A 19,547-nucleotide genomic window follows, 5' to 3' on the forward strand; every position below is an offset into this window, starting at 1 on the left:
TCCCTCCCCTCCCCGTCACCAAGGAGCACACCGTGGCCCCCTCCCTCCCTTCCCGTGCCGACGGTCTGCCGACGCCGACCGCCCCGGCCGGCCCTGCGGCACCGTCAGACTCGGCCGGCCCTGCGGCACCGTCAGCCCCGGCCGCGTCGCTCGCCGAGCTCGCCGTCGTCGTGCGCTCGGGCGTGGTCGAGAGCCGGCACCTCGGCTGGCTGGTCGCGCTCGACGCCGAGGGGCGCGTCGCGGCCGACCTCGGCAGCGGCGCGACGCAGGTGCTGCCGCGCTCGACGACCAAGCCCGTGCAGGCGCTCGCCTGCCTCGAGGCCGGGGCCGACCTCGACGGCGAGGAGCTCGCGATCGCGGCCGGCAGCCACACCGGCGAGGACGCGCACGTCGAGGTCGTCCGCCGCATCCTCGCCCGCGCGGGGCTCGACGAGTCGGCGCTCGGCTGCCCGGTCGACTGGCCCGAGGACGAGGCGACGCGCGAGCGGCTGATCCGCGACGGCGAGACCCGGTCGCGCGTCCGCATGAACTGCTCGGGCAAGCACGCGGCCATGCTGCTGGCGTGCGTGTCCGCGGGCTGGGACACCGCCTCCTACCTGGACCCTTCCCACCCGCTGCAGCAGCTCGTCCGCCGGACGCTGGAGGCGGTGGCCGGCACGACCGTGGAGGCCACGGCCGTCGACGGCTGCGGCGCACCCCTCTTCAGCACGACCGTCGAGGGGCTGGCGCGCTCGTTCCGGGCGCTCGTCACGGCTGAGGCGGGCACGCCCGCCCGCCGCGTCGCCGACGCGATGCGCGCGCACCCCTTCTACGTGGGCGGGAACGCCCACGCCAACAGCGACGCGATGACCCGCGTGCCCAGCCTGCTCGCCAAGGGCGGTGCCGAGGGCGTGATCGGGATGGCGACGTCGACCGGCGAGGCCGTGTCGATGAAGGTGGTCGACGGCAGCCCGCGGGCGACGACGCTGGTCGCGCTCGAGGTGCTCGGGGCGCTCGGCGTGGACGTCTCCGGGGCCGGGTCGCTGACCGCGCTGCCGGTGCTCGGCGGCGGGGTGCCCGTCGGCGAGATCCGGGTCGGGGCGGACGTCGCGGCGTGGGTCACGGGGGCGCGCGGCGCCGGGGCGCGCGGGGCCGGCGATGCCGACGCCGGGGCGCGCGGCGCCGGGGTCGACGCCTCGTGACGGACGTCGTCGTCGAGCTCTGCGTCGACGACCTCGACGGCGCCCTCGTGGCCGACCGTGCGGGCGTCGAGCGGATCGAGCTCTGCGCCGACCTGCTCGAGGGCGGGACGACCCCGAGCGCCGGGCTGGTCCGCTCGGTGCTCCGGGCCGTGCGGCACGTCGGCGTGCAGGTGATCGTCCGTCCGCGCGGCGGCGACTTCACGTACGACGACGGCGAGCTCGACGTCATGTGCGCCGACCTCGAGGCGATCGCGGCGCTCGCGGCCTCGCTGTCGGCCGGGGACTCTGCCGGCCGGGAGGGCGGGACCGAGGTCGGCGTGGTCCTCGGGGCCCTGACCCCCGCCTCCGAGGTCGACGTGCCGGCGATGCGCCGGCTGCTCGCCGCGGCCGGGCCGCTGCCCGTCACGTTCCACAAGGCGATCGACGCCACGCCCGACCTGCTCGCCGCGTACGACGTGCTGCGCTCGCTCGGCGTGCGCCGCGTCCTGACGGCGGGCGGACCGGGCACCGCGGCCGAGGGCGCGGACGTGCTGGCCGAGCTCGTGCGGCGGTCGGCCGTGAGCCGCGACGCCCCCGAGGTGCTCGTCGGCGGCGGGGTCCGGGCCGCGGGCGTGGGCTCCCTGCTCGCTGCGACCGGCGCCTCCTCGGTGCACCTGCGGGCGATGTCGCCGTCGCCGCGCGGCGACGGGACGCTGCGGACCGACCCTGCCGTCGTCGCGGAGTTCCTCGCGGCCGTCGGGCGCGGTCCACGCGACCCTCACGTCGCGGGCGTCGCAGGCGTCGCGGGCCCTGCCGGCGCCGTCAGGGTCGCCGACTCGGCGGACGTCCAGGGCGGCGAGAGCGCAGGAGGCGCGGTGCCGGACCCGGCCCCGTCCCGGTCCGCGGTCGTCGCGGTCGACATCGGGGGCACCTCCTTCAAGGGGGCGGTGGTCGACGACTCGGGGCGGACCGTCCTCTCCCTCTCGGTCGCGGCGGGAGCCACCGGCGCAGAGTCGATCGACCTGGTCGTCGGCCTGCTGCACGAGCTGCGGGCCGCGGCGCGCGCCTCGGGGCACGACGTCGTCGGGGTGGGCGTCGTGACGCCGGGCATGGTCGACGCCGAGCGCGGCGTCGTCCTCTTCGCGTCCACGCTCGGCTGGACGGACGTGCCGCTCGGCCCGATCCTCTCCGCCGAGCTCGGGGTGCCCGTCGAGATCGACCACGACGTCCGGACGAGCGGCCTGGCCGAGAGCCTGTTCGGCGCCTCGGCGGGGGTCGCCGACTCGGTGCTCGTCGCCGTCGGCACCGGCGTGGCCGCGTCGATCACGAGCGGCGGGCACGCCGTCCGCGGGGCCCTGACGGCGGCGGGCGAGCTCGGCCACGTGCCGGCGGTGCCCGGCGGCGAGGCCTGCACCTGCGGCCAGCGCGGCTGCCTGGAGGTCTACCTGTCGGGGGCCGGCGTCGCCCGGCGCTACGCGGCCCTCGGCGGACTTCCCGGGCTCGACACGGCGGCCGTCGTCGCGCGGGTCGGGGGCGTCGAGGGCGTCGGGACCGGCGTCGACGCGGTCGCCGACCGGGTCTGGGCGGACGGCGTCCGGGCCCTCGCGCTCGGCCTGACGTCGCTCACGCTGCTCGTCGACCCGGCGGTGATCGTGCTCGCCGGGGGAGTGTCGCGCGCGGGCGCCGCCCTCGTCGACCCGCTGCGCGCCGAGCTCGCGGCCGGGCTGGCCTGGCGGGCCGCGCCCGAGGTGCGGCTCTCCGAGCTCGGTACGCACGGCGGGCGCATCGGCGCCGCGGTGCTCGCGTTCCGCGCAGGCGGGCGCGGGAGCGTCGTCGACTCGTGGTCGCGGTCGGACCTGCTCGCGGAGCAGCCGCGCCCCTGAGGCGGCCTTGCACCCCTGAACGAGCGCCGCACCCCCGAACCCGAGGGTGCGGCGCTCGTTCAGGGGTGCGACGCATCGCGGGAGCGCCGGAGCGCCGGTGTCGGAGGCGGCGGCGGAGGCGTCGGTAGCCTGCCCACGGCCCGAGGGTGGGTGGCGGGGCGCGCCGGGCGGCCGTGCCTGCCCTGCGGCACGACCGTGCTCGTGCGCGCCGAGGTCGCGGACGACCCCGGCCGGCGCCGCACCTGGTGGTGCCCGAGCTGCCAGCCAGTCCGCTGAGCGCACGGCCGCCGACACGACACGCCGATACCTAGCGGTATGCGCCTCTCATCGCCTACTCTCAGCACGTCTCGACGAGCGAGACCACCCGACGAAGCCGGATCCCGATGCGCCCTCTCCGTTCCCCCTTCCTCCGCCGTGCCGCCGCCGGGCTCGCCGCGACCACCGTCGCCGGGGCCCTGCTCCTCTCCGGGGCCGGTGCCGCCCAGGCGGCTCCTCCCGCGCAGACGGTGTTCCTCGACCAGAGCTTCGGCGGGGCCTCGGCCGGGCCCGACTTCCTGCTGCCGACGACGCCGTCGGGCAACGTGGCCTGCCTCACCGCAGGCACCGACGTCGCCGCGTCGCCGATCCCCGGGTGCCGCTTCGCGAACGACCCCGAGGGCTCGGGCGCGCTCCGCCTCACGGACACCGGCACGAGCCAGTCCGGCGGCGTCGGCTCGACCGTCTCGGTGCCCACCGCCCAGGGCCTCGACGTCACCTTCGACTCGTGGCAGTACGGCGGCGGCGCCGCCGACGGCCTGACCTTCTACCTCGCGGCGACGGATCCCTTCGACCCCGAGGTGCCGACGCGCCTCGGAGGCATCGGCGGCTCGCTGGGCTACAGCCCGCAGGACTCGCAGCTCGGCCTCGCGAACGGTTACCTGGGCGTGGGGCTGGACGCCTACGGCAACTTCGCCAACCCCGCCTTCAGCGGGAACTCGTGCCCGCCCGTCGGCGGGGCGGGCTCGAACGCCCTGACTCTCCGCGGGCCCGGCAACGGGTCGACGGGCTACTGCGTCCTGAGCAGCACCCCGGTCGACGGGAGCCTGCGCGGGTTCGACGGCGTCCGCGACGAGGCCGGTCGAGTCCCCGTCGAGGTGGCCGTGAACCCCTCGGCCGACCCCGTCACCTCGCCGTCGGGTCTCGAGGTGCCGGCCGGCAGCTACGTCGTGAGCCTCCAGGGGAGCTTCGGCAGCGCGCCGACGATCACCCAGGGCCCCCTGCCCTCCCTCCTCGGCTCGTCGACCGACCCCTCCTGGTACGACCCCACGACCGGCGTGCCCTACAAGCTCACCTTCGGCTGGACCGGCGGCACCGGCAGCCTGTCCGACTACCACGAGATCGCGAACGCCCGGGCGACGACCCTCGTCGGCCCAGCCCCCGTGCTCGCGCAGACGACGTCCGGCAGCGCGACCGTCGTCCCGACTCGCAGCTCGAGCGTCAGCGTCGCCGCGTCGGTCAGTGCCGACGGCGGTGCCGAGGGAGAGCCCGTGGTGGCGACGCTCGTGTTCCCCGAGGGGCTCGCCCCGACGCTGCCGAGCGGGGCGACCGGCTGGGCGTGCACCGTCTCCGGCCGGACCGTGACGTGCACCGTCGTGCCCTCTCCCGAGTTCGCGCCGGGCGCCTCCCTGCCGGTCCTGACCGTGCCCTACACGGCGACCGCCGACGCTGCGGGCGCCCTGACCGTGCTCACGACCGTGTCGTCGACCGACTCCGCCGCGGCGACGTCGCAGCTCGAGGTCTCGGCAGTGCGTGAGCCCACGGTCGTCACGTCGTCGTCGGGCCGACAGACGCCGGGCACCACCGGCCTGTCCACCGTCTTCACCGCCGACGTCGCCTCGGCCGCGGCGACCGACCCGACGGCGCCCCTCGGCACGGTCGAGTTCGTCGACTCGGCCACCGAGGAGCTGCTCTGCGAGGCCGACCTCGTGCCGGCCGCGTCGGGACCGACGTCCACGGCGACGTGCACGGCCGACGCCGACCCGTCGACCGCCGTCCGCGTCGACTACGACCAGGCCGACGCCGCGCACGAGCCGACCCGGGCCGACCTCGGCTCGTTCGTCGTCGTCACCACCCCCGTCACCCTGGCTGCCGGCGCGGTCGTCGTCGACGGCGACGCGCAGCTGAGCGTCACGGGGCTGCCCGCGGACGCCACCGGCACCGTCGTCTTCTCGACCGGAGCCACGACCCTCTGCACCGTGACCCTGCCGACCGTCGCCTGCATCGTCCCCGACCTGGCAGACGGCAGCTACACGGTGACCGCGGCCTACTCGGGCGACACGGTCTACGCGTCCGCCGAGGCCTCGACGGCGTTCCGGATCGGCACGGTCGCTGCACCGGTCCCTGCCCCCGCAGCTCCCGCAGCCCCCGCGGCGCCGGCGGCCACGTCGGCACCCGCGGCGGCCGCGCCCGTCGCCGACGACGAGGAGGCGCGCCTCGCCTTCACGGGATCGTCGCTCGTCGCCTGGACTGCCGGCGCCCTCGGCCTCGCGCTCGCCGCCGCCGGGGTCGTGCTGGTCGCCGCGCGCCGCCGCAGCCGTCTGACGGCCTGACGGCCTGACGGCCTGACGGCCTGACGGTCTGACGGCCTGACGGCCTGCCGCGGCGCGCTACGCGAGCGGGTCGGCGGCGCGCCGCTCGCGGAACGCGACCGCGTTCACGCGGTTGCTGCAGCGCACGCTGCAGAAGCGCTTGGAGGCGTTCCGCGAGAGGTCGACCAGCACGCCGTCGCAGTCGTCCGCCGCGCACTCGCGGAGGCGTCCGGTCTCGTCGGTCCGGACGACGTCGACGAGGGCCATGGCGGCCTCGACGAGGATGCGGTCCGCGAGGGGCGCCTCCTGCGGGGTGGCGTGCACGTGCCAGTCGAGGTCGCCGTGCCGCACGAGCCGCGGCACCGCCTGCAGCCGCGCGAGCAGCTCGTTCACCGCCTCGACCATCGCGTCGCGGTCGAGGGTCCAGAGCTGACGGAGGCGCTTGCGGGCCTGCCGCACGGCCTCGAGCTCGGCCTCGTCGCCGTCGAACCGGCCCGAGAAGCCGAAGCGCGTCATCAGCTCGGCCAGCTGGTCGGTCGTGGCGAGCTGGTCGACGCCGCTGCGGGTCGCTCGGGCGGCCGTGTTGAGGATCGTCGCGTCGAACTCCAGCACGTCTTCCGTGTCAGGGGCGAAAAGCACATTGACTCCTTACTCGCATCCAGTCTACTGTCAGGACTCATCACCCTTTAGCCCCTGATGAGAACAGTGCCCCTGACGCGCCGGTCGTCCTCGACGACCGGCGGCCCCTGACGAATCGAGCAGCCGTGGACCGCCGCCACCTCACGACCGGACTGATCGTCGCGGTCGTGGCCGCCGCCTCCTTCGGGGTGTCGGGCCCGTTCGTCAAGCCGCTGCTCGCCTCCGGCTGGAGCCCCGTCGCGGCCGTGGCCGTCCGCGCCCTCGTCGGGGGCGCGCTGCTGGCGCCGGTCGCCCTCGCGGCGCTCCGCCTCGACCTCCGACCGATCTGGCGGGCGCGTCGTCGTGTGCTCGGCATGGCCGTCGTCGGCGTCGCGGGCACGCAGGTCTTCTACTTCGCGGCGATCCAGCACATCCCGGTCGGCACGGCGATCCTGCTCGAGTACATGGCTCCGCTGCTCCTGGTCGCCGTCGCGTGGGTCGCCTCGCGGCGTCGGCCGGCCGGGGTCGTGCTGATCGGCTCCGCGGTCGCCGCCGCGGGGCTCGTGCTGGTCGTGTCGCCGGGCGGCGGGGGAGCGCTCGACCCCCTCGGCCTGCTCTTCGGCGTCCTCGCGATGGTCTGCTGCGCCGGGTACTTCGTCATCGCGGCGCAGCCGTCCGGCGACCTGCCGCCCGTCGCGCTCGCCGCCTCGGGGCTGCTGGTCGGGTCGGCGCTGCTCGGGCTCCTGGGCCTCACCGGGCTCGTGCCCTTCACGGCGTCGGCCGCCGACGTCGTGGTGCTCGGCGGCGTCGTCGCCTGGTGGGTGCCGATGCTGGTCATCGGGGTCGTCGCCACCGCCGTCGCCTACGCGACGAGCATCACCGCGAGCTCGATGCTCGGGTCGCGCCTGGCCTCGTTCGTCGGCCTGCTCGAGGTCGCGGCCGCCGCGGCCTGGGCGTGGGTGCTGCTCGACGAGGCGCTGACCCCGTGGCAGCTCGTCGGAGGCGTCCTGATCGTCGCCGGCATCGTCGCCGTGCGGTCGGACGCCGGGGCCGACCAGCCGAGTGCGGCGCCCGAGGTGCTCGCCTCGACGCTCGCCGGCCCGGCCGAGCAGTCGTCGACGACGGTGGTGGACGGCCCCCCGCGCCGATAGGGTCGGGCCACATCGACCGGCCGGGCCTCGCCTCCGCGAGGACGGCCGTCAGGGTCCGGCGTGGTCGCCGGCGAGGGGGGCGACATCGTGGGACGACGAGCACGGGCGGCGATCGTGGTGGCGGGCATCTGCGTCGGCGCGACGGTGACGAGCGGCCTCCCGGCCGTCGCCTCCGGCGGCGCCGTCGGGGGCGTCGGCACGCAGTACTTCCTCAACGACCGGTGGAGCGGCGACGCGGACCAGGCCTTCACCTGGGGGCTCGACGACGACGCCGTCCACGTCGGCGACTGGGACGGCGACGGGGCGGACAGCCTCGCGACCCGTCGCGACGCGACCTTCGCCTTCGACGACGTGCTCGGCGGCGGCGGCGACCTCCGGACCGGCCGCTTCGGGACGCCGTCCGACGTCGCGCTCACCGGCGACTGGGACGGCGACGGCGTGGACACGCCCGCCATCCGCCGTGGGTCGACCTACCACCTCACGAACCGGCTCACGGGCGGCGCCGCCGAGCAGGTGCTCGCCTACGGCCGGGCCGACGACCTCGTCCTCGTCGGCGACTGGGACGGCGACGGCCGCGACACCCTCGGCATCCGCCGGGGGAACGCCTTCCACCTCAAGAACACCATCGCCGGAGGCGCCGCCGACGTCGCCTTCACCTTCGGCCGCGCCGACGACCAGGTGTACGTCGGCGACTGGGACGGCGACGGTCGCGACACCCCCGTCGTGCGCCGCGCCACGACCTACTTCGTCAGCGACTCGTTCGCGGGCGGCGAGGCCGACCGCGTCCAGGCCTACGGGCGGGCAGGGGACACCACCCTCGTCGGCGACTGGGACGGAGACGGCCGCGACACGCTGGGCGTGCGACGCACCGCCGCGCTGCCTGCCGGGGTCGTCTGGGCACAGGAGTTCGACGGGGCCGCGGGCAGCGCTCCCGACCCGGCGACCTGGAACCTCGAGACCGGGGCCGGCGGCTGGGGCAACGCCGAGCTGCAGACGTACACGACGTCGAGGACCAACTCGGCGCTCGACGGAGCGGGCGCCCTCGTCATCACGGCGCGGAAGGAGGCGAACGGCACCTACACCTCCGCGCGCCTGACCACGCAGGGCACGTACGAGACCCAGTACGGACGCGTCGAGGCGCGGATCCAGGTCCCGCGGGGCCAGGGCATCTGGCCGGCCTTCTGGATGCTCGGCGCCGACCTGCCCGCGAAGGGCTGGCCCGCCGCGGGCGAGATCGACGTGATGGAGAACATCGGCCGCGAGCCGCACCTCGTGCACGGCACGGTGCACGGTCCGGGCTACTCGGGGGGCGAGGCGATCAGCGGCACGTACCGGCACCCCCAGGGCTGGGCGTTCGCGGACACCTTCCACACGTTCGCGGTCGACCGGAAGCCCGGGTCGATCGAGTGGTCGGTCGACGGGCAGGTCTACCACCGCGTCACGCGCGCGAGCACCGGGGGCGACCCGTGGGTGTTCGACGCCCCGTTCTTCCTCGTGCTCAACGTCGCGGTCGGCGGCCAGTGGCCGGGCTACCCGGACGGCACCACGGTGCTGCCGCAGCAGATGAAGGTGGACTGGATCCGCGTCTACCGCAACTGACCCGCCTCCGCCGTCCCCCCTCCCCTTATCGCCTGACGCACCTCCCCCGCTAGGGCACCGCCGCCCCAGCCCGGGGGTCAGCACCGCCCGGCACCCCCCGAAGGCGCGCCGTGTGCGCCCCCTCACTGGGGACAGCGCACCCCTTATACGGCCCTCGGCCCGTCGATAGGTTTGCTCTTGCACGGCGGAGGACATCCGCCGGGCCGGGAGACCCGAAGTCCCTGGCCCGACGTCCACGGAGTCCGAGCCCTGCACCACCTCGCCTACCCGCGACCGAACGAGCGGACCGACGAACGAGCCCTGATCAGAGGGCTGTCCGTCGCGCCCGGAAACGAACACCGGCCTGCCCCGCGCAGGCCCCCGTCCTGCTGGGAGCACCGGATGAACCGCACCGAACGCAACGCCATGGTGGTCGAGAACCTGCCGCTGGTGGGCTACCTCGTCAGCGAGGTGTGCGCCCGCGCCACCCACCTGTCGCGCGACGACCTCGCGAGCGTCGGCGCCGTCGCCCTCGTCCAGGCCGCTGACGCGTTCGACCCGACCCTCGGCATCCCGTTCGGCGCCTACGCCCGCACCCGCATCGTCGGCGCCTTCGCCGACGACATGCGCTCCGGCGACTGGGCCAGCCGCGGCACCCGCAAGCGCATCAAGGAGACGCTGTCCACGCAGGAGGCGCTGACCGCGTCCCTGGGACGCGCCCCCTCGGTCGACGAGATCGCCGGCGCCCTCGGCGTCGACCGGCAGACCGCGTCGAGCGCCCTCGCCGACGCGGCCCGCACCGTCTCGACCCTCGACGACACGGTCGCCGACCACCTCGCGGCCGACGTGCCGATGCCCGGCGACCACCTCCTCGCCAGCGAGCGCAGCCGCTACGTGCGCGCCGCCGTCGACGCCCTCCCCGAGCGCATGCGCCTCATCGTCGAGGCCGTCTACTTCGGCGACCGCACGGTCACCGAGGTCGCCGCCGAGCTCGGCATCACCCACAGCGCGGTCTCGCAGCAGCGCACGGAGGCGGTCCGCCTGCTCCGGGACGCGCTCGCCGCGCACTACGCCGACGACGAGCAGGCCGAGTTCGTGCCCGTCTCCAAGACGGCGCACGCGCGCCGCAGCGCCTACCTCTCGAAGGTCGCCACGAACGCCGCCGTGGGCATCGCCCGCGCCGTGCGCGAGCCGGCCTCCGAGGGCTTCAGCGCCGCCGTCTGACGAATCCAGAAAAACTTCGGCGCTCGGCTAACGAGCACCGGCGACCGGCCGAGAGTAGCCGGTGTCAGCCCACGGACGGGCTGACGAACACCACCCAGTCACGGAAGAGGAAACACCATGGGCATGCAGATCAACACCAACCTCGCGGCGAACAACACCTACCGCAACCTGAACGCCACGCAGAACGACCTGTCGAAGAGCCTGGAGAAGCTCTCGTCGGGCCTCCGCATCAACCGTGCCGCTGACGACGCGGCCGGCCTCTCGATCTCCGAGGGCCTGCGTTCGCAGGTCGGCGGACTGACGGTGGCCGCGCGCAACGCCCAGGACGGCATCTCCGTCGTCCAGACCGCTGAGGGTGGCCTCACCGAGGTCCACTCGATCCTCCAGCGCGTCCGCGACCTCGCCGTCCAGGCCGGCAACGACTCGAACAACGCCGACGCCCGCAAGGCGATCGGCACCGAGGTCACGGCCCTGACCGACGAGCTGACCCGCATCTCGGCGTCGACCAACTTCAACGGCATCAACCTGCTCGACGCGAGCGCCGGTGCTGCGGGCGACGGCAAGATGAAGTTCCAGGTCGGTGCGGGCTCCACCGCCGCCTCCGACCAGATCACGGTCGACCTGAGCAAGGCGAGCATCGCCACGCTCTCGACGAACCTGACGGCCGGCTTCACCGACACCGACGCTGCCACCACGGTGTACGCGAAGCTCGACTTCTCGTCGGCCGCGGGAGCGCTCGAGTCGATCAAGACGATCGACAGCCAGATCAAGGCCGTCTCGACGGTCCGTTCCGAGCTGGGTGCCGTGCAGAACCGCTTCGAGCACTCCATCGCGTCGACCAACGTCGCGAAGGAGAACCTCACGGCGGCGAACTCGCGCATCCGCGACGTCGACATGGCGGAGGAGATGGTCAAGTACACGCGATCCAACGTCCTCAGCCAGGCCGGCCAGGCGATGCTCGCACAGGCGAACCAGAGCACCCAGGGCGTGCTGTCGCTCCTCCGCTAGTCGTCACCGACCGGCGGGTGACCGGCCCCCGATCCCAGCGGGGGCCCGACACCACCTGAGCTCGGCTCCTCCGGGAGCGAACGGTTCACGACCGGTGGTCGGGACGCAGCAGCTGATCCTCTGCGTCCCGGCCCTCGGTCATCCCGAGCAGCATCCCCAGCGTCATCCCGAGCGTCGACGACGACCTCGCTGGCACCTCCCGCAGCACCGCACCACCCCACGACTCCTGCATCCTGCGGTCTCCTCCCCACCTCCTCAGCTCGCCCGCCCCCGTCCCCGAAGGAGCACCCGATGGCCTCGTTCGGCATCGACGGTCTCGTCTCCGGGCTCGACACCACCACGCTGATCAACGGCCTGATGGCGGCGGAGGCGGTGCCCCAGACGATCCTGAAGAACAAGGCGACCGCGAACCAGGCGCTGGTCACCGCGCTCCAGGGCCTCAACACGAAGGTCGCCGAGCTGGCGACCCTCGCGACCAAGACCGCGAAGGCCGACTCGCTCGCCGCCTTCACCGCCAGCAGCAGCTCGAAGGACGTCACGGCCACGACGACCGCGGCCGCGCTGCCCGGCTCGATCGACTTCACCGTCGGCGCCACCGCGCAGGCGAAGAGCGGCGTCACCGCCCCGATGACCGCCTGGCCCACGTCGCCCGCGACGCTGACCTTCACGTCGGCCGCCGGCAAGGCGGTCGAGGTGACCAGCGCCTCCTCGTCGCTCGACGACCTCGTGCGTGCCGTCAACTCGTCGGAGGCGGGTGTCAAGGCCGTCAAGGTCGCGTCCGGCAAGGACGCCGACGGAGCCGTCACGTACCGTCTGCAGCTCACCTCCGCGACGACCGGCGCCGCGGGCGGCTTCACGGTGCACCAGGGCACGGCCGCCGAGGTCGCCGCCGGCACCGCCCCCGACCTGCTCGCCGCCCCCGGCGCGGCCGTCGTCAAGCAGGCGCGCGACGCGTCCGTCACCCTCTGGGCGGGCACCGCCGCCGAGCAGGTCGTGACGAGCGCGACGAACACCTTCGCCGACCTGCTGCCCGGAGTCTCGGTCACCGTCACGGCGCCGAGCACCGACCCCGTCACGCTCACCGTCGCCCGCGACGGCGCCGCCTCGTCGAAGGTCGCCTCCGACCTCGTGTCGGGGCTGAACGGCATCCTCACGCTCATCGCGTCGAAGAGCGCGACGTCGACCTCGACCAGCGCCTCCGGAGCCGTGACGGTCACGTCGGGCACCTTCACCGGCAGCTCGACGACCCGCGACGTCGTGCAGAAGATGACCACCGCGATGTCGTCGCCGATCGGCGGCGTCTCGCCCTCGAGCATCGGCATCTCCATCACGAAGACCGGGGCGTTCGAGTTCGACGAGGCCAAGTTCTCGGCGGCGCTCGCGGCCGACCCCGTGAAGGTGCAGGCGACACTCTCCGAGATCGCCGGCCGCGTCGAGGCCGCCGCGACGAGCTCGTCCGACAAGCGCGACGGCACGCTGACGAAGATCATCACCGGCCAGCAGTCGGTCGTGAAGGACCTCACCGCCCAGATCGCGAACTGGGACGACCGGCTGGCGTCGCGTCGCACCCAGCTCCAGAAGACCTACACCGCCCTCGAGGTCGCACTCAGCTCGCTCACCGCGCAGCAGAGCTGGCTGACCAGCCAGATATCGAGCCTGAACGCGAGCAGCTGATGGACGCCACCTCCTTCGCGGCCTTCGCCGCCGCCTCCCAGCCCACCACCGTCGTGCAGCGCCAGCGGTCGGAGTACGCCGAACAGGCCGTGCTCTCGGCGACGCCCGTGCAGCTCGTCACGATGCTCTACGACGGCCTGCTGCTCGACCTCGCGCGCGCCGAGAAGGCCCAGGTCGGCCAGGAGTGGGCGACCGCGTCCGAGCAGCTGCTGCACGCCCAGGCGATCATCGCCGAGCTCACCTCGTCGCTGCGCGTCGACGTGTGGGACGGCGGCGAGGGCCTGCTGGCGCTCTACAGCTACACCTCGACGGCGCTCGTCAACGCGAACGTGCACCGCGACGTGGCCCTGACCCGCGAGGTCACCGGGCTGCTCGAGCCGCTCCGCCAGGCGTGGCACGAGGCGGCGACCTCGCTCGGCGGCGGGGTGGCCGGCGGTGCCGGTGCGCCGACGTCGGCTGGTGCTGGTGCCGCTGCTCCGGCCGCGGCCGCGCCGGCGTTCGCGGCGTCGGCCTTCCCCTCTGCCGCACCGGCCTCGCCGACCGCGTCGCAGCCCGGCGCCGGCTCGCCGCTGCCCGCGGGCGTCGCCGCCTTCGGGGCCGCGACCTCCGGCTACGGGGCGACCAACGCCTCCTCGACGTCTCTCGGGGGCGAGCTCGGTGTCGCCTAGGACCGACCGCACCCACGCTGCCTGGCTCGCCGCCCTCGACGAGCTCGAGGCGGTCGCCGGGCGCGACCCGCAGCTCACCGCCGGTGCCGACTCGGGCGCGGTCCATGCCGCCTCCGGTGCGTCGGTCGGCATGCGTCACGGCACCTGGACGCCGCCGGCCGGCCTCGGCCCGCTGCCCGCGGAGCTCGCCGACCGGGCCGCCGCCGTCGCCGGCGTGCAGCGCGGGGCCCTCGCCCGGCTCGACGCCGCACGAAAGGCCGTGCTCGCTCACCTCGGGGCCGTCCGCAGCGTCGAGTCGTCGCACGAGCCCGAGCGCCCGGTCTACCTCGACACCACCGGCTGACCCCGCCCGGACTTCTCACGACGCGAGTGATCCGCGCTGCCGCACCCGCACCTCCTGGGGTCGCGAGGTCTACCGCGACCGATCACGCGCAGATCACGAGCACGACAGCCCAGGAGGCGCCTCCTCAGCCCCAGGGGATGACGCCGACGACGATCGCCACGGCCAGCATCACCAGCGACACGATCGCCGCGCGCCAGAGCACCTTCTTGTGGTGGTCGCCGAGGTTGACGTTGGCGAGGCTGACGAGCAGCAGGATCGCGGGCACGAGCGGGCTCTGCAGGTGCACGGGCTGTCCGACGACCGACGCGCGGGCCATCTCGACGGGGTCGATGCCGAACGCGGCACCGCTCTGCGCGAGCACCGGCAGGATGCCGAAGTAGAACGCGTCGTTGCTCATGAAGAACGTGAGCGGCAGGCTCAGCACCCCCGTGATGACGGCCAGGTACGGCCCCATCGAGGTCGGGATCACGTCGACCAGCCACTGGGCCATCGCGTCGACCATGCCGGTGCCGTTGAGCACGCCGATCAGCACGCCGGCCGCGAAGACCATCGACACGACGCCGACGATGCTCGGGGCGTGGGCGACGATCTCGGCCGACTGCTCCTTGACGCGGGGGAAGTTCACGAGCAGCGCGACCGCCGTCCCGACCATGAACACGTAGGCGAGCGGGAACAGGTCGGCGACGAGCAGCACCATCACGGCGACCGTGAGGACGAGGTTGAACCAGATCATCCGGGGCCGCAGCGTGGGGCGGTCGGGGTCGAGCATCGTGTCGGCCATCGTGACGCCGCCGCCGAGCGAGCCGTTCGCGCTGCCGTCCGAGCCCGAGCCGACACCGCCGCCGGGGTTGTCGACCGCTCGCTCGCTCGGCCCGTCCGCCCGCGAGCCGTCGGCCCGCCCGCCGCGCACGCCGAGGGCGACCGTCGGGCTGGTGAACATCGAGACGCCGACGCCGGGCACGCCGGGGCCGCCGCCGCGCGAGGCGCTCGCGAGCTCCTGCGAGAGCGGACACATCGCCGACGCCGCGGCGGCCAGCTTCGAGCCGGCCAGCTCGAGCGTCCCGAGGCGGCGACGCTCGCTCAGCCCGAGCAGCCACGAGAACACGAAGACGAGCACGAGGCCCGCGATCAGCGACGGCACGAGCGGCACGAAGATCTCGCTCGGCTGCACCCCGAGGGCGGCGGCGGCGCGCACGGTGGGGCCGCCCCACGGCACGATGTTCAGCGTCCCGTTCGCGAGGCCGGCGACGCAGGTCAGCACCACCGGGCTCATGCCGAGCTTGAGGTAGATGGGCAGCATGGCCGCCGTCGTCACGATGAACGTCGTCGAGCCGTCGCCGTCGAGCGAGACCGCGCCGGCGAGCAGCGCCGTGCCGAGCACGACCTTCGCCGGGTCGTTGCCGGTCACCCGCAGGATCAGCCGCACCAGCGGGTCGAACAGTCCGACGTCGATCATCAGGCCGAAGTACATGATCGCGAACATGAGCAGCGCGGCCGTGGGGGCCAGGTCGCCGATCGCCTCGACCACCATGTCGCCGATGCCGAGCCCCGCGCCGGCGAAGAGGCCGAAGATCGTCGGGACCATGATCAGGGCGAGCATCGGCGAGAGCCGCTTGGTCATGATCAGCACCATGAAGGTGAGGACCATCAGATAGCCGAGTACAACGAGCATCAGGACTCCTTCGTCCGTCGGGCGCGGTGGCGCGTCCGGGCACGCTAGCCGGGCACGAGGAGGCGCGTCCTGCTTCTGCGCGTTGGGGCCGTTCCGCACGTTGGCCGCGTTCTGCGCGTTCTGCTCACGCGCCTCCCCCGCCGCCGCCTACGCTGGCGGACGTGACCGACGACAGCTCACGGGCGGCGCCCGCCGCGACACGCGCGCACGCGGCGACCGCGTCCGCGCCGCGGCCTCGCCGGCGCACCCGCTTCGCGACGCAGGTGCTCATGCTGCAGCTCTCGGTGGTGACCGCCATCGTCCTGCTCACCAGCGCCGTGTTCGTCGCCCTCGCCGTGCAGCGCCTCGAGCGCGAGGCCGAGTCGACGGCGCTCGCCGTGGCGCAGAGCGTCGCGAGCGACGTCGACGTCCGCACCGAGGTCGCGCGGCTGAGCGTCGACGGCACCGCCCTCGACGAGGAGGCGCTGGCCGACGGCGACCTGCAGCGCACCGCCGTCGCGGCCCAGCAGCGCACCGGGGCCCTGTTCGTCGTCGTCACCGACGACCGCGGGGTCCGCCTCGCGCACCCCGACCCCGACCGGATCGGCGAGATGGTCAGCACGAGCCCGGACGCGGCCCTCCGCGGCGAGGAGACCGTCTCGTGGGAGCGCGGCACCCTCGGCGACTCCGCCCGCGCGAAGGTCCCGATCTACGAGGCCGACGCCGCGGCCGACTCCGACGCCGCGGCCGACTCCGACGCCGCGGCCGGCTCCGATGCCGCTGCCGCGGGCCGGGCCGTGGTCGTCGGCGAGGTCAGCGTCGGCTACGCCCCGGCGCGGGTCTACGACACGCTGCTCCGCGACAGCCTGCCGGTGGCGGCCGTCGCGGTGCTCGCCCTCGGGCTCGGCGTCGTCGCGTCCGTGCTGATCCGGCGTCGCCTCGACCGGCTCACGCTGGGGCTGCAGCCCGACGACCTCGCGTCGCTCGTCCAGAACCAGCAGGCCGTGCTCGCCGGGGTCGGGGAGGGGGTGCTCGCCGTCGCGCGCGACGGGCGCGTGAGCGTGTGCAACGAGCAGGCGGCGCAGCTGCTCGGGCTCGCCGACGGAGCCGTGGGGCGCCTCCTCGGCGACCTCGACCTGCCCGAGCCGCTCGTCGCCCTGCTGGGCCGCGGCCCGGCCCGGCCCGAGTCGACGACGCTGGTCGTCGGGCCGCACGTGCTCTTCGTCGACGTGCGGCCGGTGCGGCGCGAGGGGGTCGACCTCGGGCGCGTCGCCGTGCTGCGCGACCGCACCGCCGTCGAGGCCCTGACCCGTCGGCTCGACGCGGTGGGCGCGATGACGACCGCCCTGCGCGCCCAGCGGCACGAGTTCGCGAACCGGCTGCACGCGGTCAGCGGGCTGCTCGAGATCGGGCGGGTCGACCAGGCCAAGCGCTACCTCGCCGACGTGCTCGAGCACGGGCCGCTGCGCTACCCCGTCAAGCACGCCGACCGGCTGACCGAGCCGCACCTGCAGGCGTTCCTCGGCGCGAAGGGGGTGGAGGCGGCGGAGAAGGGGGTCCTGCTGCAGCTCGGCCCCGAGACGCTGGTCTCGGGCTCCGTGGTCGAGCCCGGAGACGTGACGACCGTGCTCGGCAACCTCGTCGACAACGCGGTGCGCGCCGCGGTGGCGGGCGGCACCTCGCCGGCGTGGGTGGAGGTCGAGGTGCTCGACGACGGACGCGACCTGCACCTGTCGGTGATGGACTCGGGGCGCGGGGTCGACGACGAGCACGCCGTGTTCGCGCGACGGCCCGCGGCGGACCCGATCGGCGACGCCGGAGCCGACCCCCACGCCGACCTCGACCCCGACCTCGACCTCGACCTCGACCGCGTGCACGGCCTCGGCTTCGGCCTGCCCCTGTCGCGCGAGATCGCCCGCCGGGCCGGCGGCGACGTCTGGCTCGCGTCGCCGCGCGGCGACGGGCACGGCGCCGTGTTCTGCGCCCGGCTCGTCGGCGCGGTCGACCCGGGCGGCACCGCCTCCGCCGGCACCGGTCCGGCAGGCACCGACACGGCAGGCGCCGACCCGGCCGGCACCGACCCGACCCGCACCGTCCCGACCGGTGAGCCCGCGCCCGTCCCGACCCCGAGGAGCACCCCGTGACCGACGCCGCCACACCCTCACCCGCACCGGCACCTGCCCCCCTGACCGTGCTCGTGGTCGACGACGACTTCTTCGTGGCCGAGGTGCACCGTGCGCAGGTCGACGCGCAGCCCGAGCTGCGCGCGCTGCCGGCGGTCGGCACCGTCGCCGAGGCCCGCCGGGTGGTCGCCCGCGAGCGCGTCGACCTCGTGCTGCTCGACCTGTACCTGCCCGACGGCCGCGGGCTCGACCTGCTCCGCGAGCTGGACGTCGACACGTTCGTGCTCAGCGCGGCGTCCGACGGCGAGACGATCCGCACGGCGCTCCGCCGCGGAGCCCTCGCCTACCTGATCAAGCCGTTCGCGGCGGAGCTGCTCGTCGACCGGCTGCGGTCCTGGCTGCGGTTCCGGCACGTGCTCGACGGCGGCACCGACCAGGAGGCGGTCGAGCGTGCCCAGCGCATCCTGCACTCGGGAGACGCGCGCGCCTCCTCCCGGTCGCGCTCGGCGACGGAGCAGGCCGTGCTGGAGGCGGTGGTCGCCTCCTCCGTCGAGGTCTCGGCCTCGGAGGTGGCCGACCAGGTCGGCGTCAGCCGGGCGACCGCGCAGCGCTACCTCGCGCAGCTCAGCGCCGACGGGCAGCTCGCGATGCAGCTGCGCTACGGCGCGACCGGCCGGCCCGAGCACCGCTACCAGCGCCGCTGACACCCTCCGGACTCGGCGCAACGATGTGACGCGTCGAATGCATCGAGGCAGCACGGACACCCCCGACGCGTCCCATCGATCTCCACCTCACCGAATGGGCGTGTACTCGATGCCGCGACGGACCTGCTTGGCTCGCGCCGCGCCTCCGAGGCGCATGACGAGGTGCAGCGCCATGTCGATCCCGGCGCTGACGCCCGCCGACGTGATCACGTCGCCGTCGTCCACGAAGCGCTCGTCCTCGCGCACGTCGATCGTCGGGTCGAGGCTGCCGAGCAGCACCGTCGAGCCCCAGTGCGTCGTGGCGGCACGCCCTGTGAGCAGGCCTGCGGCGGCGTAGACGAGGGCGCCCGTGCAGACGCTCGTCATCAGCGGCACGGTCTCGGCCTGCTGCCGCACCCACTCGAGCCGTTCCTCGTCGTCGAGGTGGGCGCGGGTGCCCTTGCCGCCCGGGTAGATCAGCACGTCGAGCGGCGGCAGCTCGTCGATCGTGGTGTCGGGCAGCACGCGCAGGCCCTTCGCGGCGGTGACCGGCCCGGGGGCGTCGCCGAACGTGATCACCTCCCAGCCGTCGCCGGGGTGCCCCTTCGTCCAGTACGAGAGCACCTCCCAGGGGCCGATCGCGTCGAGCTCCTCGTACTGGTCGAACAGGAAGATGCCGATCGTCTTGGTCATGTGCCCAGTCTCGTCGCGGGACGACAGGACGCGCGCACCGCAGGCGGACGGCGGGCCGGGGCGAGTCTCAGCTCGCGAGGACGAGCACGGCGATCGACGGCCGCGCGACGGTCACCGGAACCACCAGAGCGACGGCAGCTCGAAGGGCGGCGGCCGCAGGAACGCGATCCACGCGCCGACCGGCCACAAGAGGAGCGGCACGACCACGACCACGACGACGAGGGCCGCGACCAGCCCGAGCACGACGAGCCCCACGACGCCGCCGAGCGATCGGCCCAGCACGTGACGCACCCGGTCGGCGTCGTCCACGTCGCCGTCGACGGTGGCCGGCTCGACCCCGTCGGCGGTGCTGAACAGGCGTCGGGCGTCGTCCAGCCCGTCGGGCCACGCGTCGTCGTCGCTCACGCCCCCAGTGTCGCACCGCGCCCGGCCGTGCCGTCGAGTTGCCCGAGATGGTCGCCTGCCCCACGCCCAGCCGGCCATCTCGGGCAACTCGACGACCACCGCACCGCGCCCCCACTCC

At 74.7% G+C, this 19,547-nt stretch carries 16 protein-coding genes; 12 read left to right on the forward strand and 4 right to left on the reverse strand.

The window, feature by feature from the left end; genetic code table 11:
- Positions 1–32: 32 nt before the first annotated feature.
- The 3 genes from EDF20_RS06885 (at position 33) to EDF20_RS06900 (ending at position 5,631) form a co-directional block, all read left to right on the forward strand.
- Positions 33–1,181 (forward strand): asparaginase, encoded by a 1,149-nt coding sequence (locus EDF20_RS06885; protein ID WP_347876490.1) that lies wholly within the window; start codon positions 33–35, stop codon positions 1,179–1,181.
- On the forward strand, positions 1,178–3,043 hold the full coding sequence (locus EDF20_RS15875) for a copper homeostasis protein CutC (protein WP_208292601.1): 1,866 nt from the start codon (positions 1,178–1,180) through the stop codon (positions 3,041–3,043). Before EDF20_RS06885 ends, EDF20_RS15875 begins: the two co-directional genes overlap by 4 nt.
- A 383-nt stretch (positions 3,044–3,426) precedes the next feature.
- Entirely contained in the window at positions 3,427–5,631 is a 2,205-nt protein-coding gene (locus EDF20_RS06900; RefSeq protein WP_133738196.1) for an Ig-like domain repeat protein, read from the forward strand.
- Positions 5,632–5,688: 57 nt separating this feature from the next.
- Here EDF20_RS06900 and EDF20_RS06905 read toward each other — a convergent pair whose 3' ends face one another.
- Complete coding sequence (locus EDF20_RS06905) at positions 5,689–6,249, reverse strand: CGNR zinc finger domain-containing protein (RefSeq protein ID WP_133738197.1); 561 nt, start codon at positions 6,247–6,249, stop codon at positions 5,689–5,691.
- 125 nt (positions 6,250–6,374) lie between these two features.
- Between EDF20_RS06905 and EDF20_RS06910 the strand changes: the two genes are divergently transcribed.
- From EDF20_RS06910 to EDF20_RS06940, 7 genes are all read left to right on the forward strand, one after another.
- Complete coding sequence (locus EDF20_RS06910) at positions 6,375–7,379, forward strand: DMT family transporter (protein WP_123547628.1); 1,005 nt, start codon at positions 6,375–6,377, stop codon at positions 7,377–7,379.
- A 60-nt stretch (positions 7,380–7,439) separates the two neighbouring features.
- A complete protein-coding gene (locus EDF20_RS16040) occupies positions 7,440–8,978 on the forward strand; it encodes a glycoside hydrolase family 16 protein (protein ID WP_243833413.1) in 1,539 nt (512 codons plus the stop codon).
- Between the two features lie 381 nt (positions 8,979–9,359).
- Positions 9,360–10,181 carry a sigma-70 family RNA polymerase sigma factor gene (locus EDF20_RS06920; RefSeq protein WP_123547629.1) on the forward strand — a complete coding sequence of 274 codons (822 nt, stop codon included), beginning with the start codon at positions 9,360–9,362 and terminating at the stop codon, positions 10,179–10,181.
- A 117-nt stretch (positions 10,182–10,298) separates the two neighbouring features.
- Positions 10,299–11,189: a flagellin gene (locus EDF20_RS06925; protein ID WP_208292602.1), complete on the forward strand. Its 891-nt coding sequence runs from the start codon at positions 10,299–10,301 to the stop codon at positions 11,187–11,189.
- A gap of 291 nt (positions 11,190–11,480) precedes the next feature.
- Entirely contained in the window at positions 11,481–12,863 is a 1,383-nt protein-coding gene (gene fliD, locus EDF20_RS06930; RefSeq protein WP_133738198.1) for a flagellar filament capping protein FliD, read from the forward strand.
- Entirely contained in the window at positions 12,863–13,531 is a 669-nt protein-coding gene (gene fliS, locus EDF20_RS06935) for a flagellar export chaperone FliS (RefSeq protein ID WP_133738199.1), read from the forward strand. The genes fliD and fliS overlap by 1 nt, the downstream gene beginning before the upstream one ends.
- Positions 13,521–13,874, forward strand: a complete 354-nt coding sequence (locus EDF20_RS06940; RefSeq protein ID WP_133738200.1) for a hypothetical protein — start codon at positions 13,521–13,523, stop codon at positions 13,872–13,874. Before fliS ends, EDF20_RS06940 begins: the two co-directional genes overlap by 11 nt.
- A gap of 124 nt (positions 13,875–13,998) precedes the next feature.
- Here EDF20_RS06940 and EDF20_RS06945 read toward each other — a convergent pair whose 3' ends face one another.
- Complete coding sequence (locus EDF20_RS06945) at positions 13,999–15,546, reverse strand: CitMHS family transporter (protein ID WP_133738201.1); 1,548 nt, start codon at positions 15,544–15,546, stop codon at positions 13,999–14,001.
- Between the two features lie 161 nt (positions 15,547–15,707).
- Here EDF20_RS06945 and EDF20_RS06950 point away from each other — a divergent pair, with 161 nt between their 5' ends.
- A complete protein-coding gene (locus tag EDF20_RS06950; RefSeq protein ID WP_347876491.1) occupies positions 15,708–17,669 on the forward strand; it encodes a sensor histidine kinase in 1,962 nt (653 codons plus the stop codon).
- The gene (locus EDF20_RS06955) at positions 17,666–18,352 is read left to right on the forward strand and encodes a response regulator (RefSeq protein ID WP_243833414.1); all 687 of its coding nucleotides are present in this window, start codon (positions 17,666–17,668) and stop codon (positions 18,350–18,352) included. The genes EDF20_RS06950 and EDF20_RS06955 overlap by 4 nt, the downstream gene beginning before the upstream one ends.
- Positions 18,353–18,439: 87 nt before the next feature.
- Here EDF20_RS06955 and EDF20_RS06960 read toward each other — a convergent pair whose 3' ends face one another.
- A complete protein-coding gene (locus EDF20_RS06960; protein WP_133738202.1) occupies positions 18,440–19,024 on the reverse strand; it encodes a DJ-1/PfpI family protein in 585 nt (194 codons plus the stop codon).
- A gap of 111 nt (positions 19,025–19,135) precedes the next feature.
- Positions 19,136–19,429: a hypothetical protein gene (locus EDF20_RS06965; RefSeq protein WP_133738203.1), complete on the reverse strand. Its 294-nt coding sequence runs from the start codon at positions 19,427–19,429 to the stop codon at positions 19,136–19,138.
- Positions 19,430–19,547 lie beyond the last annotated feature (118 nt).

It is taken from the genome of Frigoribacterium sp. PhB116, assembly GCF_004364285.1.
Lineage (GTDB): Bacteria > Actinomycetota > Actinomycetes > Actinomycetales > Microbacteriaceae > Frigoribacterium.